The organism is Bacillus sp. JFL15 (assembly GCF_001184225.1).
Taxonomy (GTDB): domain Bacteria; phylum Bacillota; class Bacilli; order Bacillales; family Bacillaceae; genus Bacillus; species Bacillus siamensis.
In genome coordinates, this window is the sequence record NZ_KQ236689.1 from 1273688 (window position 1) to 1293419 (window position 19732).

20 protein-coding genes and 1 pseudogene are annotated in these 19732 nt (G+C 46.7%); 9 read left to right on the forward strand and 12 right to left on the reverse strand.

Features of this window, described 5'->3' with window-relative positions; genetic code table 11:
• Positions 1–16: 16 nt before the first annotated feature.
• Positions 17–847, reverse strand: coding sequence for a spermidine synthase (speE, locus tag AD710_RS06425; protein WP_013353957.1), 831 nt, complete (start codon positions 845–847; stop codon positions 17–19).
• 199 nt (positions 848–1046) lie between these two features.
• Here speE and AD710_RS06430 point away from each other — a divergent pair, with 199 nt between their 5' ends.
• On the forward strand, positions 1047–3119 hold the full coding sequence (locus AD710_RS06430) for a transglycosylase domain-containing protein (protein WP_049627591.1): 2073 nt from the start codon (positions 1047–1049) through the stop codon (positions 3117–3119).
• A 24-nt stretch (positions 3120–3143) separates the two neighbouring features.
• Here the strand turns inward: AD710_RS06430 and AD710_RS06435 are convergent.
• The 3 genes and pseudogenes from AD710_RS06435 to AD710_RS06445 all read right to left on the reverse strand — a co-directional run bounded on the left by AD710_RS06435 (position 3144) and on the right by AD710_RS06445 (position 4907).
• Positions 3144–3574: pseudogene (locus tag AD710_RS06435) on the reverse strand (hypothetical protein).
• Between the two features lie 142 nt (positions 3575–3716).
• On the reverse strand, positions 3717–4235 hold the full coding sequence (locus tag AD710_RS06440) for a YwhD family protein (RefSeq protein WP_016937589.1): 519 nt from the start codon (positions 4233–4235) through the stop codon (positions 3717–3719).
• Between the two features lie 12 nt (positions 4236–4247).
• On the reverse strand, positions 4248–4907 hold the full coding sequence (locus tag AD710_RS06445) for a site-2 protease family protein (RefSeq protein WP_003151043.1): 660 nt from the start codon (positions 4905–4907) through the stop codon (positions 4248–4250).
• A gap of 105 nt (positions 4908–5012) precedes the next feature.
• Between AD710_RS06445 and AD710_RS06450 the strand changes: the two genes are divergently transcribed.
• Complete coding sequence (locus AD710_RS06450; protein WP_003151042.1) at positions 5013–5201, forward strand: 2-hydroxymuconate tautomerase; 189 nt, start codon at positions 5013–5015, stop codon at positions 5199–5201.
• A 38-nt stretch (positions 5202–5239) separates the two neighbouring features.
• Here the strand turns inward: AD710_RS06450 and AD710_RS06455 are convergent, their stop codons facing one another.
• Positions 5240–5659, reverse strand: a complete 420-nt coding sequence (locus AD710_RS06455; RefSeq protein WP_003151040.1) for a MarR family transcriptional regulator — start codon at positions 5657–5659, stop codon at positions 5240–5242.
• A gap of 366 nt (positions 5660–6025) precedes the next feature.
• Here AD710_RS06455 and AD710_RS06460 point away from each other — a divergent pair, with 366 nt between their 5' ends.
• Positions 6026–7405, forward strand: a complete 1380-nt coding sequence (locus tag AD710_RS06460) for an amino acid permease (protein WP_049627592.1) — start codon at positions 6026–6028, stop codon at positions 7403–7405.
• A gap of 63 nt (positions 7406–7468) precedes the next feature.
• Here the strand turns inward: AD710_RS06460 and AD710_RS06465 are convergent, their stop codons facing one another.
• The 3 genes from AD710_RS06465 to AD710_RS06475 all read right to left on the reverse strand — a co-directional run bounded on the left by AD710_RS06465 (position 7469) and on the right by AD710_RS06475 (position 9694).
• A complete protein-coding gene (locus AD710_RS06465) occupies positions 7469–7969 on the reverse strand; it encodes a YwgA family protein (RefSeq protein WP_007407653.1) in 501 nt (166 codons plus the stop codon).
• 39 nt (positions 7970–8008) lie between these two features.
• Positions 8009–9310, reverse strand: coding sequence for an HD domain-containing protein (locus AD710_RS06470; RefSeq protein ID WP_016937586.1), 1302 nt, complete (start codon positions 9308–9310; stop codon positions 8009–8011).
• A 159-nt stretch (positions 9311–9469) separates the two neighbouring features.
• Positions 9470–9694: a YuzB family protein gene (locus AD710_RS06475; RefSeq protein ID WP_003151034.1), complete on the reverse strand. Its 225-nt coding sequence runs from the start codon at positions 9692–9694 to the stop codon at positions 9470–9472.
• A gap of 202 nt (positions 9695–9896) precedes the next feature.
• Between AD710_RS06475 and AD710_RS06480 the strand changes: the two genes are divergently transcribed.
• Positions 9897–10670, forward strand: coding sequence for an RsfA family transcriptional regulator (locus AD710_RS06480; protein ID WP_016937584.1), 774 nt, complete (start codon positions 9897–9899; stop codon positions 10668–10670).
• A 331-nt stretch (positions 10671–11001) separates the two neighbouring features.
• Positions 11002–11595 carry a hypothetical protein gene (locus tag AD710_RS19980; RefSeq protein ID WP_231595045.1) on the forward strand — a complete coding sequence of 198 codons (594 nt, stop codon included), beginning with the start codon at positions 11002–11004 and terminating at the stop codon, positions 11593–11595.
• Positions 11596–11782: 187 nt separating this feature from the next.
• On the opposite strand, the gene AD710_RS06490 is transcribed toward AD710_RS19980, so the two are convergent.
• Both AD710_RS06490 and AD710_RS06495 read right to left on the reverse strand, forming a co-directional pair.
• Entirely contained in the window at positions 11783–12628 is an 846-nt protein-coding gene (locus tag AD710_RS06490) for an octanoyl-[GcvH]:protein N-octanoyltransferase (RefSeq protein ID WP_049627593.1), read from the reverse strand.
• A gap of 55 nt (positions 12629–12683) precedes the next feature.
• A complete protein-coding gene (locus AD710_RS06495) occupies positions 12684–13574 on the reverse strand; it encodes a cysJI operon transcriptional regulator CysL (protein ID WP_016937573.1) in 891 nt (296 codons plus the stop codon).
• 115 nt (positions 13575–13689) lie between these two features.
• Here AD710_RS06495 and AD710_RS06500 point away from each other — a divergent pair, with 115 nt between their 5' ends.
• Entirely contained in the window at positions 13690–14667 is a 978-nt protein-coding gene (locus tag AD710_RS06500; RefSeq protein ID WP_049627594.1) for a YeiH family protein, read from the forward strand.
• Positions 14668–14705: 38 nt separating this feature from the next.
• On the opposite strand, the gene pta is transcribed toward AD710_RS06500, so the two are convergent.
• Positions 14706–15677, reverse strand: coding sequence for a phosphate acetyltransferase (gene pta / locus AD710_RS06505; RefSeq protein WP_045926607.1), 972 nt, complete (start codon positions 15675–15677; stop codon positions 14706–14708).
• Between the two features lie 256 nt (positions 15678–15933).
• Here pta and hemQ point away from each other — a divergent pair, with 256 nt between their 5' ends.
• From hemQ to AD710_RS06525, 3 genes are all read left to right on the forward strand, one after another.
• Complete coding sequence (gene hemQ, locus AD710_RS06510; RefSeq protein WP_016937570.1) at positions 15934–16698, forward strand: hydrogen peroxide-dependent heme synthase; 765 nt, start codon at positions 15934–15936, stop codon at positions 16696–16698.
• Between the two features lie 144 nt (positions 16699–16842).
• Entirely contained in the window at positions 16843–17040 is a 198-nt protein-coding gene (locus AD710_RS06515; protein WP_016937569.1) for a helix-turn-helix transcriptional regulator, read from the forward strand.
• A 596-nt stretch (positions 17041–17636) separates the two neighbouring features.
• A complete protein-coding gene (locus AD710_RS06525; RefSeq protein WP_049627595.1) occupies positions 17637–18416 on the forward strand; it encodes an NADPH-dependent reductase BacG in 780 nt (259 codons plus the stop codon).
• Between the two features lie 43 nt (positions 18417–18459).
• Here the strand turns inward: AD710_RS06525 and AD710_RS06530 are convergent, their stop codons facing one another.
• Positions 18460–19695, reverse strand: a complete 1236-nt coding sequence (locus AD710_RS06530; protein WP_049627596.1) for an MFS transporter — start codon at positions 19693–19695, stop codon at positions 18460–18462.
• Positions 19696–19732: the final 37 nt, after the last annotated feature.

Genomic DNA, 19732 nt, shown 5'->3' on the forward strand with positions numbered 1-19732 from the left:
CCTGCGCCATACATTTTTATTTGATTAAGTCGCTCACAAATTTCGGAAGAACAAATGCCGCTTTGTGAAGCTCTTTCGTGTAATACTTCGTGTCGATGTCGAAGAAACGGCTGTCCTCCACCTCAAGCGGATCGTACTTTTTAGAACCGATTGTAAATGTCCACAAACCGCTTGGGTACGTCGGGATATTGGCCGTATACAGGCGGGTGATCGGGAAGATTTCTTTCACGTCACGCTGTACGTTTGTAATCAGCTCCGGTGTAAACCACGGGTTGTCCGTCTGCGCGACGAAGATGCCGTCTTCTTTTAACGCCTTGGAAATTCCGGCATAGAAGCCTTTTGAGAACAAATTGACGGCCGGTCCGACCGGCTCTGTTGAATCAACCATGATGACGTCATACTCATTTTCTGATTTTGCAATGTGCATGAAGCCGTCATCGACTCTTACGTCGACGCGCGGGTCATCAAGTTTGCCCGCAATGGACGGAAGAAATTTTTTAGAGTATTCAATGACCTTGCCGTCAATGTCGACAAGCGTCGCTTTTTTTACGCCAGGGTGCTTTAAAATCTCTCTGATGACACCGCCGTCTCCGCCGCCCACAACGAGGACGTTTTCCGGATTCGGGTGCGTAAATAACGGTACGTGCGCAACCATTTCATGATAAACGAATTCGTCTTTTTCAGAAGTCATGACCATTCCGTCTAAGAACAGCATGTTTCCGAATTCTTCTGTCTCTACCATTTCCAGATGCTGAAATTCAGTCTGTTCAGTATGTAATGTTTGTTTCACCTTTAATGTAATGCCGAAATTCTTCGTCTGCTTCTCCGTATACCAAAGCTCGCTCAATTGTCATCTCCCTTTCAAGGCTTATTTCATTTATTGTAAGCGTCTGTTTCGCTTTTATTCCGGTTAAAATCTCATTTTCACCTAAGGAAAAAGTATAGAGGATGGCGGGGAAAAAGTAAAGAAGTGTCGGGTTTGATATGTTTAAAAAACCCCCTTTTTTCACATAATAATAGAATCATGAAAAAGGGGGTTCCCAAAAGTGGATAAAGTATCTGGAAAACAGCTCAGAATCACGCTCAAAATCATCCGCGCCTGCATCTTTCTGACGTTGATCGGCGGAATGCTGGCCGGCGTCTGCTTCACATCCGTTCTTCTTGCAGCGAAATGGCAGGGCGCCCCCTCCGTCCGGGTCCCTCAGTCTACGATTCTTTATGCAAATGACGGCTCAAAGCTGGGAGAGACCGATTTCGGTGAAAAACGCTATTGGGTCCGGTTAAAAGATATTAATCCGATGGCGGTGCAGGCCGCCATTGCGGTAGAGGATCAAAACTTTTACAGCCACCACGGATTTGATTACCGGCGGATGGCCGCTGCCGCGCTTGCCGACATAAAAGCAATGGCCAAGGTTCAGGGCGCCAGCACCATCACCCAGCAATACGCAAGAAACCTCTATCTTGAGCATGATAAGACATGGAAACGAAAATGGAATGAAGCATTTTATACGATCCGCCTTGAACAGAACTATTCTAAAAACGAGATTTTAGAAGGTTATGTAAATACGATATATTACGGCCACGGCGCATACGGAATCGAAGCCGCCTCCCGCTTGTATTTCGGCAAACACGCCAAAGATCTGAACGATGCGGAAGCCGTGCTTCTGGCAGGCATACCGAAAGGCCCGTCCGGCTATTCGCCTTATGTCAGTGAAAAGAAGGCCAAACAGCGCCAGGAAACCATTCTCCGATTGATGACCGAACAGAAAATGATCTCAAAAGAAAAGGCGGAAAAACTCAAGAAAACACCGCTTGCCTATCAGCCGCTGAAAAACAGAACCGCGGCAAAAACGGCGCCTTATTTTTACGATGATGCGATGAAAGAACTCGAGAAAAAGCTCGGGATGACGCGCGAACAGCTGACAACGAGCGGGCTGCGTGTTTATACAACGCTTGATAAGCGCATGCAGCGGATCGCAGAAAACACTGTGGCACATACGATCCGTACCGGCTCTGACATTCAGGTCGGCTTTTCCGCGATTGATCCGGCAACAGGGCGCGTACTTGCGCTGATCGGCGGACGTGATTACGAAAAAAGCCCGTTTGACCGGGCGACACAGGCGAAACGCCAGCCGGCTTCCACGATCAAACCGCTTTTATACTACAAAGCGATTCAAAGCGGCTTTACTCCGGTCACGCTGATGAAAAGCGAAGAAACAGAGTTTCAGATTGACGATAACGGAGATACTTATTCTCCAAGCAATTACAACGGCTACTACGCCAATAAACCGATTACGCTGCTTCAGGCGCTTGCGTTATCAGACAACATCTATGCCGTGAAGACCCATCTCTTTCTCGGCATGAATAAGCTCGTGTCGGCGGCAAAGGAATTCGGCATCAGCGAACATTTAAAGCCCCTTCCGTCTCTGGCGCTCGGAACTGAACCCGTGCGCCCGATTGAAATGGTCAATGCCTACGCGATGCTCGCAAACGGGGGGAAACAAATCACCCCTTCCTTTATCACAAAAGTAACGGATACTGCCGGCAATATCTTGTATGAACAGCCGCGCAGACATCAGCAGGCGCTCGATAAAAAAGCCGCATTTGTGACGGCGAGCATGATGACGGGCATGTTTGATCAGGATTTAAACGGCTATACTTCCGTCACAGGGCGCACCATTTCAGACAGGCTGACCCGGACGTACGGCGGGAAATCAGGCACCACAAGCGCGGACAGCTGGATGATCGGCTTTAATCCCGCTCTTGCTGCCGGTATTTGGACAGGCTATGACAAAAGCAGCACGATAGATTCCGTAGAGGAAAAGAGCTATGCGAAGACGATTTGGGCGGACTTTATGGAGAAGGCGCTTAAAGGAGAACCGGAAATAGCGCTTAAACCGCCGAAGGGCGTCACGGGCGTCTATATCGATCCCGCTTCCGGCTACACATCGGGACCTGGATGCGCCGCAAAGCATTATACGTATTTTATCGCAGGCACAGAGCCCGCGGATGTGTGCTACGGACCGGAACCGTCTAAAAAAGAAAAGGAACACGCTCCAACCCGCAAGGAACCTCCGCGCAGAAAGTGGTGGGATAAGTGGCTCGGCAAAAAAGACTAAGCCCGGTGCATCGTGCGCCGGGCTTTACTCCGCTTCTTCCTCAAGCACCCACGGGAGCAAGAGTGAAAAGTCGAGATGGATAATAGGATCGGGAAAATCCTTCGGTATAAAAATGTTGTACTCGGCAAAGAAAATGAAAAGCGGATATCTCCCGCTCTCTCAATATGAAACTTCGGCCAGCCTTCCCTAAGCCTGCCGACAATCGGATAACTGCCCGCATAATGATGCCAGCCGTTTTCCTTTCCATGCTCCCCTAAGTCGCGGCAGACAGCCGGACGAATCCCAAACTGCGTAAACAGCCTTGTTTTCTCGGCGGGAAGGAGATTCATCGCCTCGGAAAAGTTCCGGCAGCTCCCGCAATCGCAAGGATCAGCCCATGATTTTTCATATTGTTTTCTCGTTTCCGCCGCATCTGCTTCAATGACCCAAGGCCCGATTTCAAATACGGTGAACATGATGAAACCTCCGCTCAACATGAAAAACCCCGAGTCTTGGTTCGGCTCGGGACTTTCCATGTCCTGATTCTGTATCAACAGTTTACTCAGTAAAAATGTAAAATAGTGCAAATATTTATAAAGTTCACAAAAAGTTCACAAATTATTTTTCTTCCGGAAGCAGACCCGTCTTCAATTCATCAGATGAACGATCCCAGAGCCCTTGGTCATGCTTCTGAAGAAATTCAGCAAGCACCTGCTTTGAGCTGTCATCCATTTTATCCACGATAATGCGGCGCTTCATTGATTTATCCATTAAATTCACATGCTCCGGCAATGACTTATAACCTCTGCGGATACTTCTGTCCACGGTCATTTCACAAGCCGTCACACCCGCGTAATAAGGGCCTTCTTCTTTTCTGTCAATGGTGACCCACACGAGCCAGTACGGTTTTCCGTTCGGCACTTCATCCTTGTTCGGCAGGAATTTGATCCCTTTTTCTACGACACTGCGGGCGTGCATGGCGCCGATATCGACGAAGGCTTCCTTCTCTTCCACATCGACAAATACCGGAGAAATATTGTCAAGGCTCAGCGATCCGGCGCCGAAACCGCCATGTCCGTCGGTCGGATCACTTTTAATGATATTAAATCCGATTGTTTTTTTCTTTTTTTCTTCCATGAAAATACCCTCCTACAAAAGCGGTTGAAATATAATGGCAAAAACCTTGAGAATCCAGTCTCTTCCCTCGCTTAACAGCGGCCACACGACATAGGAGCCGACCGGTGTCACAAACAAAACGAGAAACACGATGATCCCGTAGCTCTCAAATTGAGTCATTTTCGCGCGCACCCGCGGCGGCACGAGATCCTCAATAATCCGATAGCCGTCAAGCGGAGGAAGCGGCAGCAGGTTGAATAAACAAAGCGCGAGGTTCAGCTGAATCCATATAGAGAAAAAGCGGTCAAGCCCCATGCTGAATGCCGAAAGCAGCTCCATTCCGTAAGCATGCATCAACACTAGCAAAAAGAAACCGATAAAGGCAAGAAGCAGGTTGCTTACAGGCCCCGCGACGGAAACCAGCACCCCGGCCAGCCGCGGTCTTTTAAAGGCGCGGCGGTTCACCGGCACCGGACGGGCCCAGCCGAAACCCGCGACCAAAATAAGAATGGTTCCGAAAACATCAAGATGTTTAATCGGATTGAGCGTTAATCTTCCCTGTCTCGCCGCTGTATCATCACCGAACCGATACGCGACATACGCGTGCGCCAGTTCATGCATCGTAAATGCCACGATCAGCGTAATGACGACATAGGGCATAAGCTCCAGCGGATAATATAAAAATCTGTCCAAATGTAAAAATCCCCTTTTTTTAAAAATGCAAGATTGTCCTTCATTCAGTATACTATAAGTGATCTCTCTTCCAAAGAGAGGAAACGATAAAGGAGGATCAGCACCATGCCGCTCGTAACCGTTAAAATGCTTGAAGGCCGCACAGATGAACAAAAACGGAATCTGGTTGAAAAAGTGACAGAAGCCGTCAAAGAAACGACAGGCGCAGCCGAAGAAAAGATCATTGTCATGATTGAAGAAATGAGAAAGGATCATTACGCCGTCGCCGGCAAACGGATCAGCGATACGGAGTAATCCTTGATAAAGGCCGGCAATGCTGTACGCAGGCCGGCTTATTTCACAACCTTTTCAACCAGGCTGAAAAAGATTTTCTTTTCTTCCTCTGTCAATGCTTCGAACAGTTCGTCAATCAGCAGCTGCCGGTTTTCAATCATTTGCATGGCCGCCATTTTCCCCGATTCGGAAAGCGTCATCCATACCGTGCGGCGGTCTTCGTTGTTTCTCGACCTTTCCACGAACCCTTCTTTTTCTAAGTGATTGAGAGCGGTTGTCGTGGCGGAAGGTGATAATGTAACCTCCTGCAATATATCTTTAATCGTACACGTGCCGTGCCGGTAAATAATCCTCAGAATAAATCCTCTGATATTATTGATACTCTTCGGAATTGTCGCCTCATCAAGCTTTTTCGTGCTCTTTAAATACTTTGTAAGAGCGTAATCCAGTACATTTGCTTGCAAGTTATCGTGCTTCATGCAGAAACTCCCCATTTCAAGATGCATCCATCATCATTTGTTAGTTTTTTATTACATTTTACTGATACCTTACGGAGAAAGTCAAAATTCCGGCCGGAATGCCCGCAACTTTTATCCTGCCTTGTCCAGACTTTTGTCTCCCTCTTTTTTACCATATCCTTTTATGCAATGCTGGTTTTATAGACACGATTCAGGTAAAATCATAAAGGTGGCTGATCTGATCGGATGCGGCAGACAATATGATTGGAAAAGAAACGAAACAGACAGGGAAACAGAACACAGGATTGTTGATTACACAGAAGATGTGACACGGGTAAAAGCCAAAGAGCTCCTCTTGGTTTTTGCTTTCGGATGGAGGGATGCGTGTTGCGGAATATCCTACAAAAAAAAGACATCACCCAGCTGCTTGAACAAAGCAGAAACAGGCAGACTGCCAAAACGATGGGTGGATTTGATTTAACATTACTGGGCATCGGCGCCGTCATCGGGACGGGTGTCATGGTCCTTACAGGCATTACGGCCGCGAAAAACGCCGGGCCTTCCGTTATCTTTTCTTTTATCATTGCAGCCGTTGTCTGCAGCCTTGCAGCATTATGTTACGCCGAAATCGCTTCTGTTCTCCCGGTTTACGGAAGTGCTTATATTTACTCTTACACGACGATGGGAGAAATTATCGGCCATTTAATGGGCTGGACGCTCTTATCCGTTTATATGGTGACGGCATCCGCGGTCGCAAGCGGCTGGTCAAGCTATTTCAATAATCTGTTAGCCGAAATCGGCATGCCTTTGCCGGACAGTCTGCTGCACGTGCCGAGCCAGGGAGGCATCGTCAACCTTCCTGCCATCATCATTACTCTATTAATTGCGGTCGTTCTGTCACGCGGCTCCAAAGAGAGCAAAACATTTAATAATATAATGGTTCTCGTAAAAATCGGAATTGTTTTGCTGTTTATCATCACAGGCAGCTTTTTTGTAAAGCCGGGCAATTGGCATCCTTTTATGCCTTTTGGAATGAAAGGCGTCATCACAGGGGCTTCTGCCGTCTTTTTTGCGTTTCTCGGGTTTGACGCGATTTCCGCTTCGGCTGAAGAAGTCAAAAAACCGCAGCGCAACCTGCCGATCGGCATTATCGGTTCACTGGTGATCTGTACATTAGTATACGTCATTGTCTGTCTCGTCATGACGGGAATGGTTCCGTATACACAGCTTAATGTGCCGGAAGCCATGTCTTATGTATTGCAGACTGTCGGACAAAATGCGGTGGCGGGCGTAATCGCTGCCGGAGCGGTAATCGGACTGATGGCCGTCGTTCTCGCGCATACGTATGCGGCGACCCGTATATCTTTTGCGATGGCAAGAGACGGAATGCTGCCGAAAGTCTTTACCATTGTCGGAAAGAAATCGGGAGCGCCGATCTTTAATACGTGGCTGATCGGACTGATCAGTGCATGCATTGCGGGTTTTGTTGATCTGAAAGAACTGTCGGATCTCTCAAACATCGGCGCATTGCTGACATTCGCCATGGTCAGTCTGTCCGTGCTGATTCTGCGCCGCACTCATAAGGATCTGCCTCGGGGATTTAAAGTGCCTTTCGTACCCGTACTGCCGATTTTGGCCATTATCTGCTGTTTGTTTTTAATGGTCAATCTGCCGCTGAAAACGTGGCTTTATTTTGCCGCCTGGCTGATCATCGGCGTGATCGTTTACTTTTTATATTCGTACAAGCACAGCAAATTGAGACAATAAACAAAACCAGGCCCGCATGTTGCGGCCTGGTTTTTACATAAAAAAAGACGAAAGCCATCGCCTTTAACAAATGTGTTTCAGCTCTTCTATGTAGTGAAGCGCCTCATCATATTCTTCATCTGTATATTTCTGCTTGCTCTTGATCGTAAACACTTTCTCTTTCTTTTCCTCAGCTTCAAGGCCGTCAAAATACAAAATCGTAGACACCAGCTCCAGAAACCGGGATGAGCGGCTGTTGACGCTGTCGATGTACTTCTTCATATCCGGCATCGTCAGTTCCGCGTGATGTAAAAACTCAGCGCCCGTCTCCGTCAGCGAATACCGGTATTGAAAGTAGCCGCCCTTTTTTTCCTTCACCTCATCCAGAAACCCAAGATTGCACAGCTCTTCAATTCGAAGCGTCAGTTCTTCGGAATACGGGCCGTAAAAATGAAAATCATATTTTTCGTAGAAAGGATACTGCATTTTCTTCGCGATATAAATGATTTTCTGCAGCTTTTTCCGCCCGATGATTTCTCCAGAATCCGAGAACACTTTCATCAGTTTTGCATGTTCTTTCAACAAATTCCCGACATCTCCTTTTCCTTCTTTACCAAAATCCTTTTATGTCAGTCCCAGCAGCTGCCGGATTTTTAATTTCGCTTCAGGGTTTTCTGAATCGTCAAAAATGAGGTCCATCGGATAGTACAGCTTATGATCCGTCCGCAGTTTTCCCGAAATGGATTCGACAATGGCGGACTGCCTGGACAGCTCTTTGATTTGGCCGTTCTGCGTTAACAGATGAATCGGCAGACGCTCCTCCTCTTCACCCGGACGGTAAAAATCATACGGCAGATCCGATGAAGAATCGACCACCAAATAATAATTGGGATCAATTCCCGCCTCTTTAAACAGAGCAGTCAGTTCAAAATAAGCCGACATTTCCTCATTCGGGTTAAATTCGGCATACTGAAACAGCTGGCGGTTAATAAAGCGGCGGCACAAGTCGGACAGAATCTGATCCTCTTCATCCTCCCAAGCCTGGAAATAATATAAAATGATAGCTTCATCTAACTTCAGATAATCCTCAAGCGTCAGCTTCCCTTCAAAGATGGAATAAAAATGAACGGGAGCATGCGTGAAGATATACCCTTCTTCATGGAGCTGCTTCGCACGGTGGAGGATTTTCGTCAAAATGACTTCAGCGCTTCTCGTCACGGGATGAAAATACACCTGCCAATACATTTGATAGCGGCTCATAATATAGTCTTCGACGGCGTGCATGCCGCTTTGCTTAATGACGATCTGGTCCTCACGCGGACGCATCACCCTTAAAATCCGTTCCATATCAAAATGTCCGTAGCTGACGCCCGTATAGTACGCGTCCCGCTGAAGATAATCCATCCGGTCGGCGTCAATCTGGCTCGAAATCAGGCTGACCACCTGTTTGTTTCTGTATGTTTTAGCAATGACTTCTGCAACATCCTGCGGAAATCCGGGACCCGCCTTTCTGAGAACCTGATTCACCTCGGTATCGCCGAGAATAATTTCTCTCGTAAAGTCTTCATGATCCAGATGAAAAACCTTTTCAAAGGAATGCGAAAACGGCCCATGTCCCAAATCGTGCAAAAGCGCGGCGCTGAGACAGAGTTCGCGTTCATTGTCATCCCATTCAGGGCGGCCTTTAAAAACATCGTCAACCATTCTTCTGACAATCTCATAGACGCCGAGAGAATGGTTAAAACGGCTGTGTTCCGCGCCGTGAAACGTCAAATACGTCGTACCGAGCTGTTTGATCCGGCGCAGCCGCTGAAATTCACGGGTGCCGATCAAATCCCAGATCAGCTTGTCCCGCACATGAACATAGCGGTGAACGGGATCTTTAAACACTTTTTCTTCTGATAATTTTCCATTTGGATACGCCATCGTCATTCCCTCTTTTTTTTAGCCGTGCTTCTATTATATCGGCTCAGTCTTTTGAAAACATCCTTGAATTTGTCCGGCGTTTTGTTCCACTTTTTCCGAAACTGATTTTTTTGAAGCAAAAAAGCCTGACCCATCGGGCGAGGCTGTCGAAACACACATTTACTTTTTGATCTTCTTTTTCACTTTCTCAATCAGCTCGTCCTCAGTCGGCGCCGACAGCGGGCGGTTGTTTACGAAAGCAAACGATTTTTTGCGTCCGGGCCCGCAATATGACTGACAGCCGACCTCCACTTTTGCATCCGGGTCAGCTTCTTTTAAACGCGGCAGCAATGTTTTAATATTGGTGGCTTGGCAATCATCACACACTCGGAATTCATTAGCCATGATGTACGCTTCCCTTCATTCAATGTTCCTCTATGTTAAATCTTAATTTTAAAAACGAAAAAAATCACATCACATCTCATTGTACAAGGATTCATCTTATCCTGCAAGGCTCTGCGTATCTCTCATTCTTTCAGCCAATTTGTATAAATATTTTCCAATCTGGACATTCTAATACCATCAAAGATATTGGGGGTTGAGAACATTGACAAAACAAAGACAGGACGCCTGGTCAGAAGAAAACGACCTGCTGCTTGCGGAAACCGTGCTCCGTCACGTTCGGGAAGGAAGCACGCAGCTGAACGCCTTTGAAGAGGTAGGCGATAAGTTAAACAGAACGTCGGCAGCGTGCGGATTCAGATGGAATGCCGTCGTCCGCCATCAATACGAAAAAGCGCTTCAGCTCGCCAAAAAACAGCGGAAACAGCGGATGCGCGCGCTCGGAAACGGACAGCCGGCCAAGAAGAAACTATTATATCAGCCGCCTGCTCCGGAAGCGGATATCATGCAGGAAACCGCAGCCGAAGAGACGGTTCAAGCAGAAGCGCCTAAAGAAGACCGGCAAGCCGTCATGTCCGGCGAACATATGCCTTATGTTGATGAAAGCTTCAAGGAAGAGTTAGCTAGTTTATCACATTTGCTGGCGCCTCAGCAGCCGAGCCAAAAGGCGGAGCTCACAATGGCAGACGTCATTCAATTTCTGCAGAGCTATGAAGGCAGCGGAAAGCAAACTTCCGCCCTGCAAATGGAAAATGACCGTTTAAAACGGGAAAACAAAGAATTGCAGTCTAAAACCGAGCAGCTGGAAGCGGCCGTCGAAAAGCTTGAAAAAGACCAAAAAACCATTCAGGAAGACTACGAAACCTTGGTTAAAATTATGAACAGAGCCAGAAAACTAGTTTTATTTGAAGAAGACGAACACGCCTCCCCGTCCTTCAAAATGGACCGGAACGGCAATTTAGAAAAAATGGCCGAATAACGGAAAAACCCCCTTTCCTTGTCATGGAAAAAGGGGTTTTTGCCATTTAGCAAAAACGCTATCTGGTTTTATAAAGTAAAAATATTCATTAAGAACTTTAACTTTTCTTAAGTGGTAGTCAAAAGGCACCGTTTAAAATTCCCCATAACCTTTTAACACCGTTCCCCCGCCCCCTCACTCCTGAACGTTAGTGCCATTCTTTTTGCAAAAGAGGCATTAATTCTAACCAACCCGAAATAATATTTGAAAAATTCTAACTAATCAGTTGATAAAAATACATTATTTGTATAATATGGTTTTAGTTACAAATAATAATATCGGAGGCGATAAAATGGGTGTCATAGCAAATACCTGCAGAACTTCAAAGGTGCCTGCTTTGAAATCTAAAGCAGAAGCACTTGCAGTCAAGAATCAGGAATCATTGGTAGAAGTTTATCTAGGTGCTATAGAATTTGACAGAGCAGGTGAGCATTATTTCGCAGGAGATAAACACAAGGCGATTGCTGCAGTCAAGGAAGGCTTTAAAAAATTAAAGAATGCTAAAAATCTCCTTATTGAAGTCTTGCATAAAGAACTCGAAATGCACCCTCATAATACTAAAAAACTTGAGACAGAGTATGAAGAACTAATGTATGATGAAAAACAATTGGAGGAAATTTTCAGAACAAGAGTTCGAGGAATCCAAAGCATTATACAATGTATAGATCATTTGACATTTCTTAATACCGAAGAAAAGGCGATTGAAGCGTTAGAAAACCATGATTTTAATTCACTTTATCATTCGGTTTCAAATTCCGGAAGGGAGTTAATGGCAGCTGCTCTACAACATAACATGACAGTTATTCAACAGTCTAAATTTACGCATGAAACTTCAGATGTTATAAAAACATTATATCCTGAAGCAAAGCAAATCATAGCTAATTAAAATATTCGGGGACTATCTATATTGGTAGTCTCCGAATTTTTAATTAAGAACCGAACTTCAAAAATTTGTGTTTTTACATAAGCTGAAGCGGCCGCTTGATCGTTCTGTGGCAAAAGCACATGATTTTTTATATTGCAAAAAGCAAATATAAAGAAGCCTTTTGGTTTTCGAAAATGCAGATAGAAAGTTATCCGAACACCTTCTCATTCCGTTCCAGCATTCGGGTCAGATTTTTTTCAAATGCCATTTCTTCTTCCGGCGATAATCCGGCTGCATACAGGCGGCCGCTGCGTTCCTTCAGTTCGGTTAAAAGTGACAGCATTAAATCCTGCACGGTAATGTCCGTTTGCAGCAATTCGCTTAAGGAAGCCATCGTTTCAGGCCGGATGTCGGGGTACACGCCTTTTGTGTCATTGCTTTTGTCTTTTAAAGCGGCTTGATAGAAACGTCTGATCAGATCGGCGCGTTCGCTTCCGCTTTTATCAGCGCAGAGGTAAATCTGAACTGCGGTTCCGCCCCGCAGGCGCCTTTGTGAGATTCCCGCGAATTTCCGCCCGCCGATGCTGAGATCATAGCTGCCCGGACAATACGATCCTTTAATTTCATATGCTTCAATTTCAGCATTGTAGGAACGCAGCATCCGCCGCACAAGCTCCGTCATCGCCTCGTAGCCTCTGTCGATGTCGATGCCTTTTTTCTCGTCTTCAAAAATAAGCGAGATATTCAATACGCCTTCATCGAGAACGACCGCGAGGCCTCCTGAATTGCGGACAATCACACGATAGCCTTCGTCCTCCAGCAATTTCACGCCGTCCTCTAAAAACGGCAGGCGTGTGTCCTGAATACCGAGCACGATCGTCCGGTGGTGCACCCAAGAGCGTGCTGTCGCAGGCGATTCCCCTTTACCTACGGAGGCGCACAGCGTATCATCCATTGCGAATGACTGCTTCGCATCAAAATAAGGACCGAGGCTGGATTGGTCAATGATTCTCCAGCTCGGCTGCATCAATAAATCAATCGGTTGCTTTCCCATCTATATTAAATCCCTTTCGTCATAGGCTTTCCATGCATTTATTATATCATTCCGCTTAAGATGATTGAAATTGACTTTTCAAAAGAGCGATGAAGATTTCTTTGTTTTTTGTGTTCTCCATAATGGAAGATTGAATGATAGACAGTTTCCGTTTTAAGGAAAATCCTTTAATCTGAAGCACGGAAATGCTGCCGTGAAGCAGATCCTTTTGCAGTACGCTTTTTGACAGAACGGAAAGACCCATTCCGCTGATCACAGCTTCCTTGACGCCCTGATTGCTGCTGATCGTCATCATGGATTTCGGCCGCAGTCCGTTTGAATGCAGGACATGATCCAAATACTCCCTCGTCCCCGAACCCTTCTCCCTCGTCACCCACGCTTGATTTTGCAAGTCGGTCACCGGGATGTTTTTTCTGCCGGCGAGCGGGTGTCCGTTAGGTGCGGCAATGCATAATTCATCCTCCATGAACGGCTGAATGTCGAGCTCGTTTTTCCCCGTATGTCCTTCTATTAATCCGATATCGGCTTGAAGCATCCGAACCGCTTCGCTGACCTCCTCCGTGTTCCCGATCATGACATCAAGGTTCAGTTCGGGATACTCGTCATGAAGCTTTGCAAGAAGCGGCGGCAGAATATATTCGCCGATGGTAAAGCTCGCGGCGATTTTGAGCTTCCCTTTGACATAATGATGATGGGCGTAAATTTCGGTTTTCGCCTGCTCGTACAAGAAGACCATTTGCTTGGCGCGCTGATAGAGAATGTCCCCCGTCGGCGTAGTCGTAAAGTGCTTCGGGGAGCGGTTCAGCAAGGCGGTTTGGAATTCTTTCTCCAGATTTTTAATGTGAAGGCTGACGCTCGGCTGAGAAATCATCAGCTTCTGCGCCGCTTTTGTAAAGTTTTTTTCTTCGACGACGGCAATGAATGTTTTCAATTCCCCATAATACAAAAAGCATCGCCCCTTATCATTATTTTTTCTAATCGTTTAGATCATATAAATATATTTTACTAATGATTAAGACCGCAGTAAAGTGGAGTTATCAACCTAATGGGAAGTGACTGAGATGAAGATAGTAAAGGGTGTTTCAGTTACCGCAGGAATTGCGTTTGCGGCTTTCTATGCCAGCCGCCTGCCGTTTTTAAATTTGCTCGGAATGCTTGTCCTCGCGATGCTGATCGGAATGGTCTGGCGCGCCGTTTTCGGACAGCAGGCGGCATTGGAGCCGGGGATTCGATTCTCAAGCAAATACTTGCTGAAAGCCGGTATTATCCTGCTTGGCATGAGACTGAACCTGACGGATATCTATCATGCCGGCTGGCACGTATTTGCAATTGCCATCTGCTGTATGATGGTTGCTGGTGCCGTCGTATACGGACTGTCCCGGCTGTTCCGCATTGATCAGACACTCAGCATGTTAACAGCCTGCGGCACTGCGATCTGCGGGGCGGCTGCCATTGCCGCGATCGCGCCGCAGATCAGGTCAAACGAAAATGCGACAGCCATCAGTGCAGCCGCCGTTTCGTTATTAGGAACCGTTTTTACTGTTGTATATTCTCTTTCTTATCATGTATTGGGCTTTTCTCCTGCTGCTTACGGCGCCTTTTGCGGGGCAACGCTTCATGAGGTGGCGCATGCGGCGGCGGCCGGAAGCGCCGGAGGAAAAGCAGCCGTCGAGATGGCGGTGATCGTCAAGCTGACGCGGGTCGCGCTGCTCGTCCCGGCCGCATTCATGCTTGGAATGCGGGCGCGCCGCGGCGGGAGATCAGAGACAGCCTCTGCTGCTTCACTGCCGATCCCTTGGTTTATCTTCGGATTTCTCGGAATGAGCGCCATCCACACATCAGGCATCATTTCCGCCGCGCATTCCGCGTTTCTTGTTCAAGTGTCCTATGTTTTAATCGGCATGGCAATGGCGGGTCTCGGTTTGAACGTTCATATATCGGCGTTTCGTCATAATGGCTGGCGGGCGCTCGCGGCTGGCTTGATCGGCTCTCTCTGTTTATCGCTGTTCGGCTGGGCCGCAGTGGCTTTCTTTCTATAAAAAAAGCCGGCCTTCTTAAAAGGCCGGCTTTTTCCGGATTACAGCGCTTGAGCAGCCGTAATTAACGCAAGATTGTAGACGTCTTCCGCATTACATCCTCTGGAAAGATCGTTTACAGGCATATTTAATCCTTGCAGAATCGGTCCGACCGCTTCAAAGCCGCCTAAACGCTGAGCGATTTTGTAGCCGATGTTTCCTGCTTCAAGGCTTGGGAATACAAATACATTCGCGTCTCCTTTAATGTCGGAGTCCGGCGCTTTCTTCTCCGCAACAGACGGCACAAATGCAGCGTCAAATTGGAATTCGCCGTCAAGCGTAAGCTCAGGCGCTTTTTCCTTCGCGATTTTCACTGCTTCTGACACTTTTTCCGTCTCATCAGATTTTGCCGATCCTTTTGTAGAGAAGCTTAGCATGGCAACACGCGGGTCAATGTCAAACATTTGAGCCGTATTGGCGCTTTCAATGGCGATTTCGGCAAGGTCCTGGCTGTCAGGGGCAATGTTGATCGCGCAATCAGCAAACACATATTGCTCGTCACCGCGGGCCATGATGAAGACGCCTGATGTTTTTTTCACGCCTTCTTTTGTTTTGATGATTTGCAGTGCAGGGCGCACCGTATCAGCAGTAGAATGTGCAGCTCCGCTGACAAGTCCGTCCGCGAGACCTTTGTACACAAGCATCGTGCCGAAATAGTTTTCGTCTAACAAAGCTTTGCGGGCCTGTTCTTCCGTCGCTTTGCCTTTACGGCGTTCTACGAAAGCCTGAACGAGTTCTTCCATGCCTTCATATGTATGCGGGTCAAAAATGTCAACGCCGTCAAGTGTAAGATTTAATTCTTTCGCTTTTGCTTGAATGTCTTCTTTATTGCCGACTACGATCGGCTTTAATACCTTGTTGCCCGCCAAATTGTTGACCGCAACCAGGATACGTTCGTCCAACCCCTCAGGAAATACGATTTTCACATCTTTTCCTGCTACTTTTTCTTGTACTTTTGTAAATAAATCTGCCACGATATACCCTCCTCTATGTTGACAAAAAACGCTTACTTTTACAGCATACTCTTCTTCCAGCTAAATTCAAATAACCAACTTCTATTATAGCGCTTTCAATAAGAAATCTTATTTTTCTAACTAATTTAACTGACGGGTAGTTTACGGCTTAGTTTCTGATACAAGGGGTGGGATTATTCAAGGTTTCTCCACAGCCGAAACGGTTAAACTGTGATATAGTGAAGGCATCAATGAAAAGATATAGGAGTGAAGATACATGAGTGAGCAGCAAAAAACGAACGAGGCCGCACAAACGCTTGACGGCTGGTATGCGCTTCACGATTTCCGCACAATGGACTGGACGTCATGGAAGCAGTTATCCAGCGATGAGCGCCTGTCGATTATACACGAATTTACGGGACTGCTTGAAAAATGGGGCGTCGCCCAAAAAGAAGGCAAAGGCTCGCAAACCATCTACAGCATCGTCGGACAGAAAGCTGATTTTATGCTGATGATTCTTCGCCCGACAATGGAAGAGCTGAACGAAATCGAGCTTGAATTTAATAAATCAAAGCTTGCTGAATTTACAATCCCGGCTTATTCTTACGTGTCCGTGGTTGAGCTGAGCAACTATCTGGCAAGCGGAGAAGGCGATCCGTATGAAAATCCGCATGTCCGCGCCCGCCTGTATCCTGAGCTGCCGGAAGCGAAATATGTCTGCTTCTACCCGATGGATAAGAGAAGAAGCGGAAATGACAACTGGTACATGCTTTCTATGGATGAACGCAGAAACCTGATGAGAAGCCACGGCTTAATCGGACGGAGCTACGCAGGCAAAGTCAAACAGATTATCACGGGATCGGTCGGTTTTGACGATTATGAATGGGGCGTCACGCTCTTCAGTGATGATGTGCTTCAGTTCAAAAAGCTTGTGTATGAAATGCGTTTTGACGAGGTCAGCGCGCGCTACGGCGAATTCGGCTCATTCTTTGTCGGAAACCGACTGTCTCTCGACACGCTTCCGAAGTTTTTGCACGTGTAATAAGTTGTTAAAGCCTGATTTTAAAAATCAGGCTTTTTTTCAAAAAACCATTTACAAAATATTGAATTCTTTGTAAAGTTTACTTTACGTAAAGCGAACTTTACTTGCCGAGCAATTGTTGCATCGAAATGAGGTGAAATATGTGTGAAAAATCGGTTAAAAGAAATGAGACAGAGGCATTCTTATTCACAAGAAACTTTAGCCTTGAAATTAAAAGTGTCCAGACAAACGATCATTTCAATTGAGAATGGGAAATATAATCCCTCGCTGCCTTTAGCTTTGAAAATAGCAAAGATTTTCAGAGAAAGTGTAGAGAATATATTTTTGTTAGAGGAGGAATAGAAATGAAGAGAAACTTTTTTTTAATATCATTTGTTTTTTTTATTATCGTCTCAGGAGCTTTCATCATACTGTCAATCTTTACACAAACAAAACTGCCCTCAATCACTTTTTCTACGTTAACTCTTTCAATCATAAGCTATGTTCTTTGGTCAACCTTCGCATCCTTATCGCCAAAAAAAGATGAACGGATAAAGTTTATAATCCAGAAGAGCCTGGCTCATACTGGCATGCTGACTTTCATTTATCTTTTTATCTTCTTGACTATATTTTATTTTAGATTAATCAACCTGGACAAAGAACAAATTTTACTCCTATTTTCCTCGTTAGTTATAAGTACAGCGTTTTTATCAATCCTCATTCTGAATAAGAAATACTAGCAATCAGCTTTTAATAATTAGAAATCTTCATTATCATTCCACTTCGAGACCAAGCATTAAAATCTTTCCTATTAAATTGATATTCAATTGCTCATTGATCGAACACCCCCCCCTGTCCGGCGGGTTTTTTTATTTGTCAGAATTTAAATAAGATTTGCTGTTTTTATTATTTTTTTTACGATGTTAAGGAGATTCCATTTTGTAAAGGGGTGCAGACAGTTGTCAAAACGAACCGCATTTATTATGGGCGCCAGTCAGGGGATCGGCAAAGCGATTGCTTTGAAACTGGCGGACAATGGCTTTCATACCGTCATTAATTCACGGGTTCCCGAAAATATTGAATCGGTAAAAGAGGAGATCCTCGCCAAGCATCCGGATGCGGGCGTCACCGTTCTGGCCGGGGATATGTCGGACCAGAAGACGAGAACGGGCATTTTTGAGGACATCAGATCAAAATGCGGACGGCTTGATGTATTGATCAACAACATTCCCGGCGGTGCGCCGGATACCTTTGAAAACTGTGATATAGAGAATATGACCAATACTTTTACGAATAAAACAATCGCTTATATCGACTCTATAAAAACGGCCGCAGCGATCATGAAACAGCACGAATCCGGCAGAATCATTAATATCGTCGGAAACCTATGGAAAGAACCCGGCGCCGACATGTTCACCAACAGCATGATGAACGCCGCTTTAATTAATGCCAGCAAAAATATCGCCACTCAGCTTGCGCCTTTTCACATCACTGTCAACTGTCTGAATCCCGGCTTTATCGCCACGGATCGTTATCACCAATTTGTGCAGAACATGATGAAGCAAAACGGAATTTCCGAGGCGGAAGCGGAAGCACGGATTGCCTCGGACGTTCCGATGAAGCGTGTCGGAACCGCCGAAGAAACCGCGGCGCTGGCTGCCTTTCTCGCCTCGGAAGAAGCTTCTTATATTACGGGACAGCAGGTATCGGCCGACGGCGGAAGCATGAAAAGCATATAAAAAAACATCCCGCTGTCAGCGGGGTGTTTTTTATAAACTTTATTTACCGATACAATGACTGGTCGGCCCTATACTCATAACTGCCATATCTTCTGTAAGCAAAAACGCTGAGGACAAAGCCGATGAGGGTGACGGCCGCACAGATAAACCCGACAGCTGCATATCCGTATCCGACATAGATCGGACCCATGACAGCCGAGCCCAAGGTCACGGCCAAATTGGACGCCAGACTGTAGAATGCCATGATTTTACCGCGGCGGCTATGTGAGCAATCGCTTAAAATGGTGCTGAGCAAGGTCACCGTCAGGCTTTGCATCAAGCCCCAGATGAATAACCCGATGACCAAAATCGGCATTGATGACGGCGCATAGGCGAGGCAGGCAAGCCATATGCTGATCACGGCCAATGCCGCGATCAAAGAGCGCATTTTCCCCGCCTTGTCTGCGATTTTCCCCGTGAACACGCTCATGGAAAAACCGATTCCGTACACCATGATCATCAGCCCGGAAGCGGTATTTCCCCCCGGCAGCACGCGGTGAAGATATGTGCCGAGAAAGGAATACATGCCGTAAAAACCGATCATGTTGCAGAAGGTGATCGTGAGGTATACAGGGACGCGGGGCACCTTCAGCGCATCCCGGAAGGTGCCTGCCTGCCGTCCGTTTTCCTCTTCTGATTTGTTCCCGTCCGTGCTGCGGCGCGCCTCAATGAAAATGAGCGAAGCAACGAGGACAGACATCAAAGCGAAAATCCAAAACGTCCACCGCCAATTCAAAACGCCGCCGATAAAAGAACCGATGGGGACGCCGAAAATCAAAGCGAGCGACCAGCTTGAAACGATCAGACCCATCACCTTGCCGCGGTACGCATAAGGCACACGGTCGCCGACGACTGCATATGCTGTCGGCACAAACGCCCCCGCTGCAAGCCCGGAAAGCGCCCTGCCCAGAAAGAAGAAAAAGAGATTGTGCGCCAGCGCGCAGATCAACGTACCGGCCGTAAAGATAAGCAGCGCCGCCATCAGGCTGAGTTCCCGGGAATATTTATCTCCCAGCGGAACGAGAAGCGGCGCGCCGATAAAAATCATCACTCCGTAAATACTGATGGAAAGCGCCAGCACACTGACATCCGAGCTGAAAGCCCGTGCTAAATCCGGAAGCAGCGGGGATATCACCAGCTCTTCAGAACCCGCGGCAAATACGCCTAATGTCAAAGCAAGCGCGAGACAGACCGGAAATCGGCGTTTCATTTCGTTGTGATCGATTTGTTTGCTGTTCATGCTCTTTGAACACCTCCTCCGTAAAACTTTTCTATCT

Coding starts and splice junctions, on each gene's coding strand:
- AD710_RS06440 (WP_016937589.1), bottom strand. CDS start 4,235: ATGGAAGAAAAAAAGAAAAAAACAATCGGATTTAATATCATTAAAAGT.
- AD710_RS06450 (WP_003151042.1), top strand. CDS start 5,013: ATGCCGCTCGTAACCGTTAAAATGCTTGAAGGCCGCACAGATGAACAA.
- AD710_RS06455 (WP_003151040.1), bottom strand. CDS start 5,659: ATGAAGCACGATAACTTGCAAGCAAATGTACTGGATTACGCTCTTACA.
- AD710_RS06470 (WP_016937586.1), bottom strand. CDS start 9,310: ATGGCGTATCCAAATGGAAAATTATCAGAAGAAAAAGTGTTTAAAGAT.
- AD710_RS06475 (WP_003151034.1), bottom strand. CDS start 9,694: ATGGCTAATGAATTCCGAGTGTGTGATGATTGCCAAGCCACCAATATT.
- AD710_RS19980 (WP_231595045.1), top strand. CDS start 11,002: ATGGGTGTCATAGCAAATACCTGCAGAACTTCAAAGGTGCCTGCTTTG.
- AD710_RS06490 (WP_049627593.1), bottom strand. CDS start 12,628: ATGGGAAAGCAACCGATTGATTTATTGATGCAGCCGAGCTGGAGAATC.
- AD710_RS06500 (WP_049627594.1), top strand. CDS start 13,690: ATGAAGATAGTAAAGGGTGTTTCAGTTACCGCAGGAATTGCGTTTGCG.
- hemQ (WP_016937570.1), top strand. CDS start 15,934: ATGAGTGAGCAGCAAAAAACGAACGAGGCCGCACAAACGCTTGACGGC.
- AD710_RS06530 (WP_049627596.1), bottom strand. CDS start 19,695: ATGAACAGCAAACAAATCGATCACAACGAAATGAAACGCCGATTTCCG.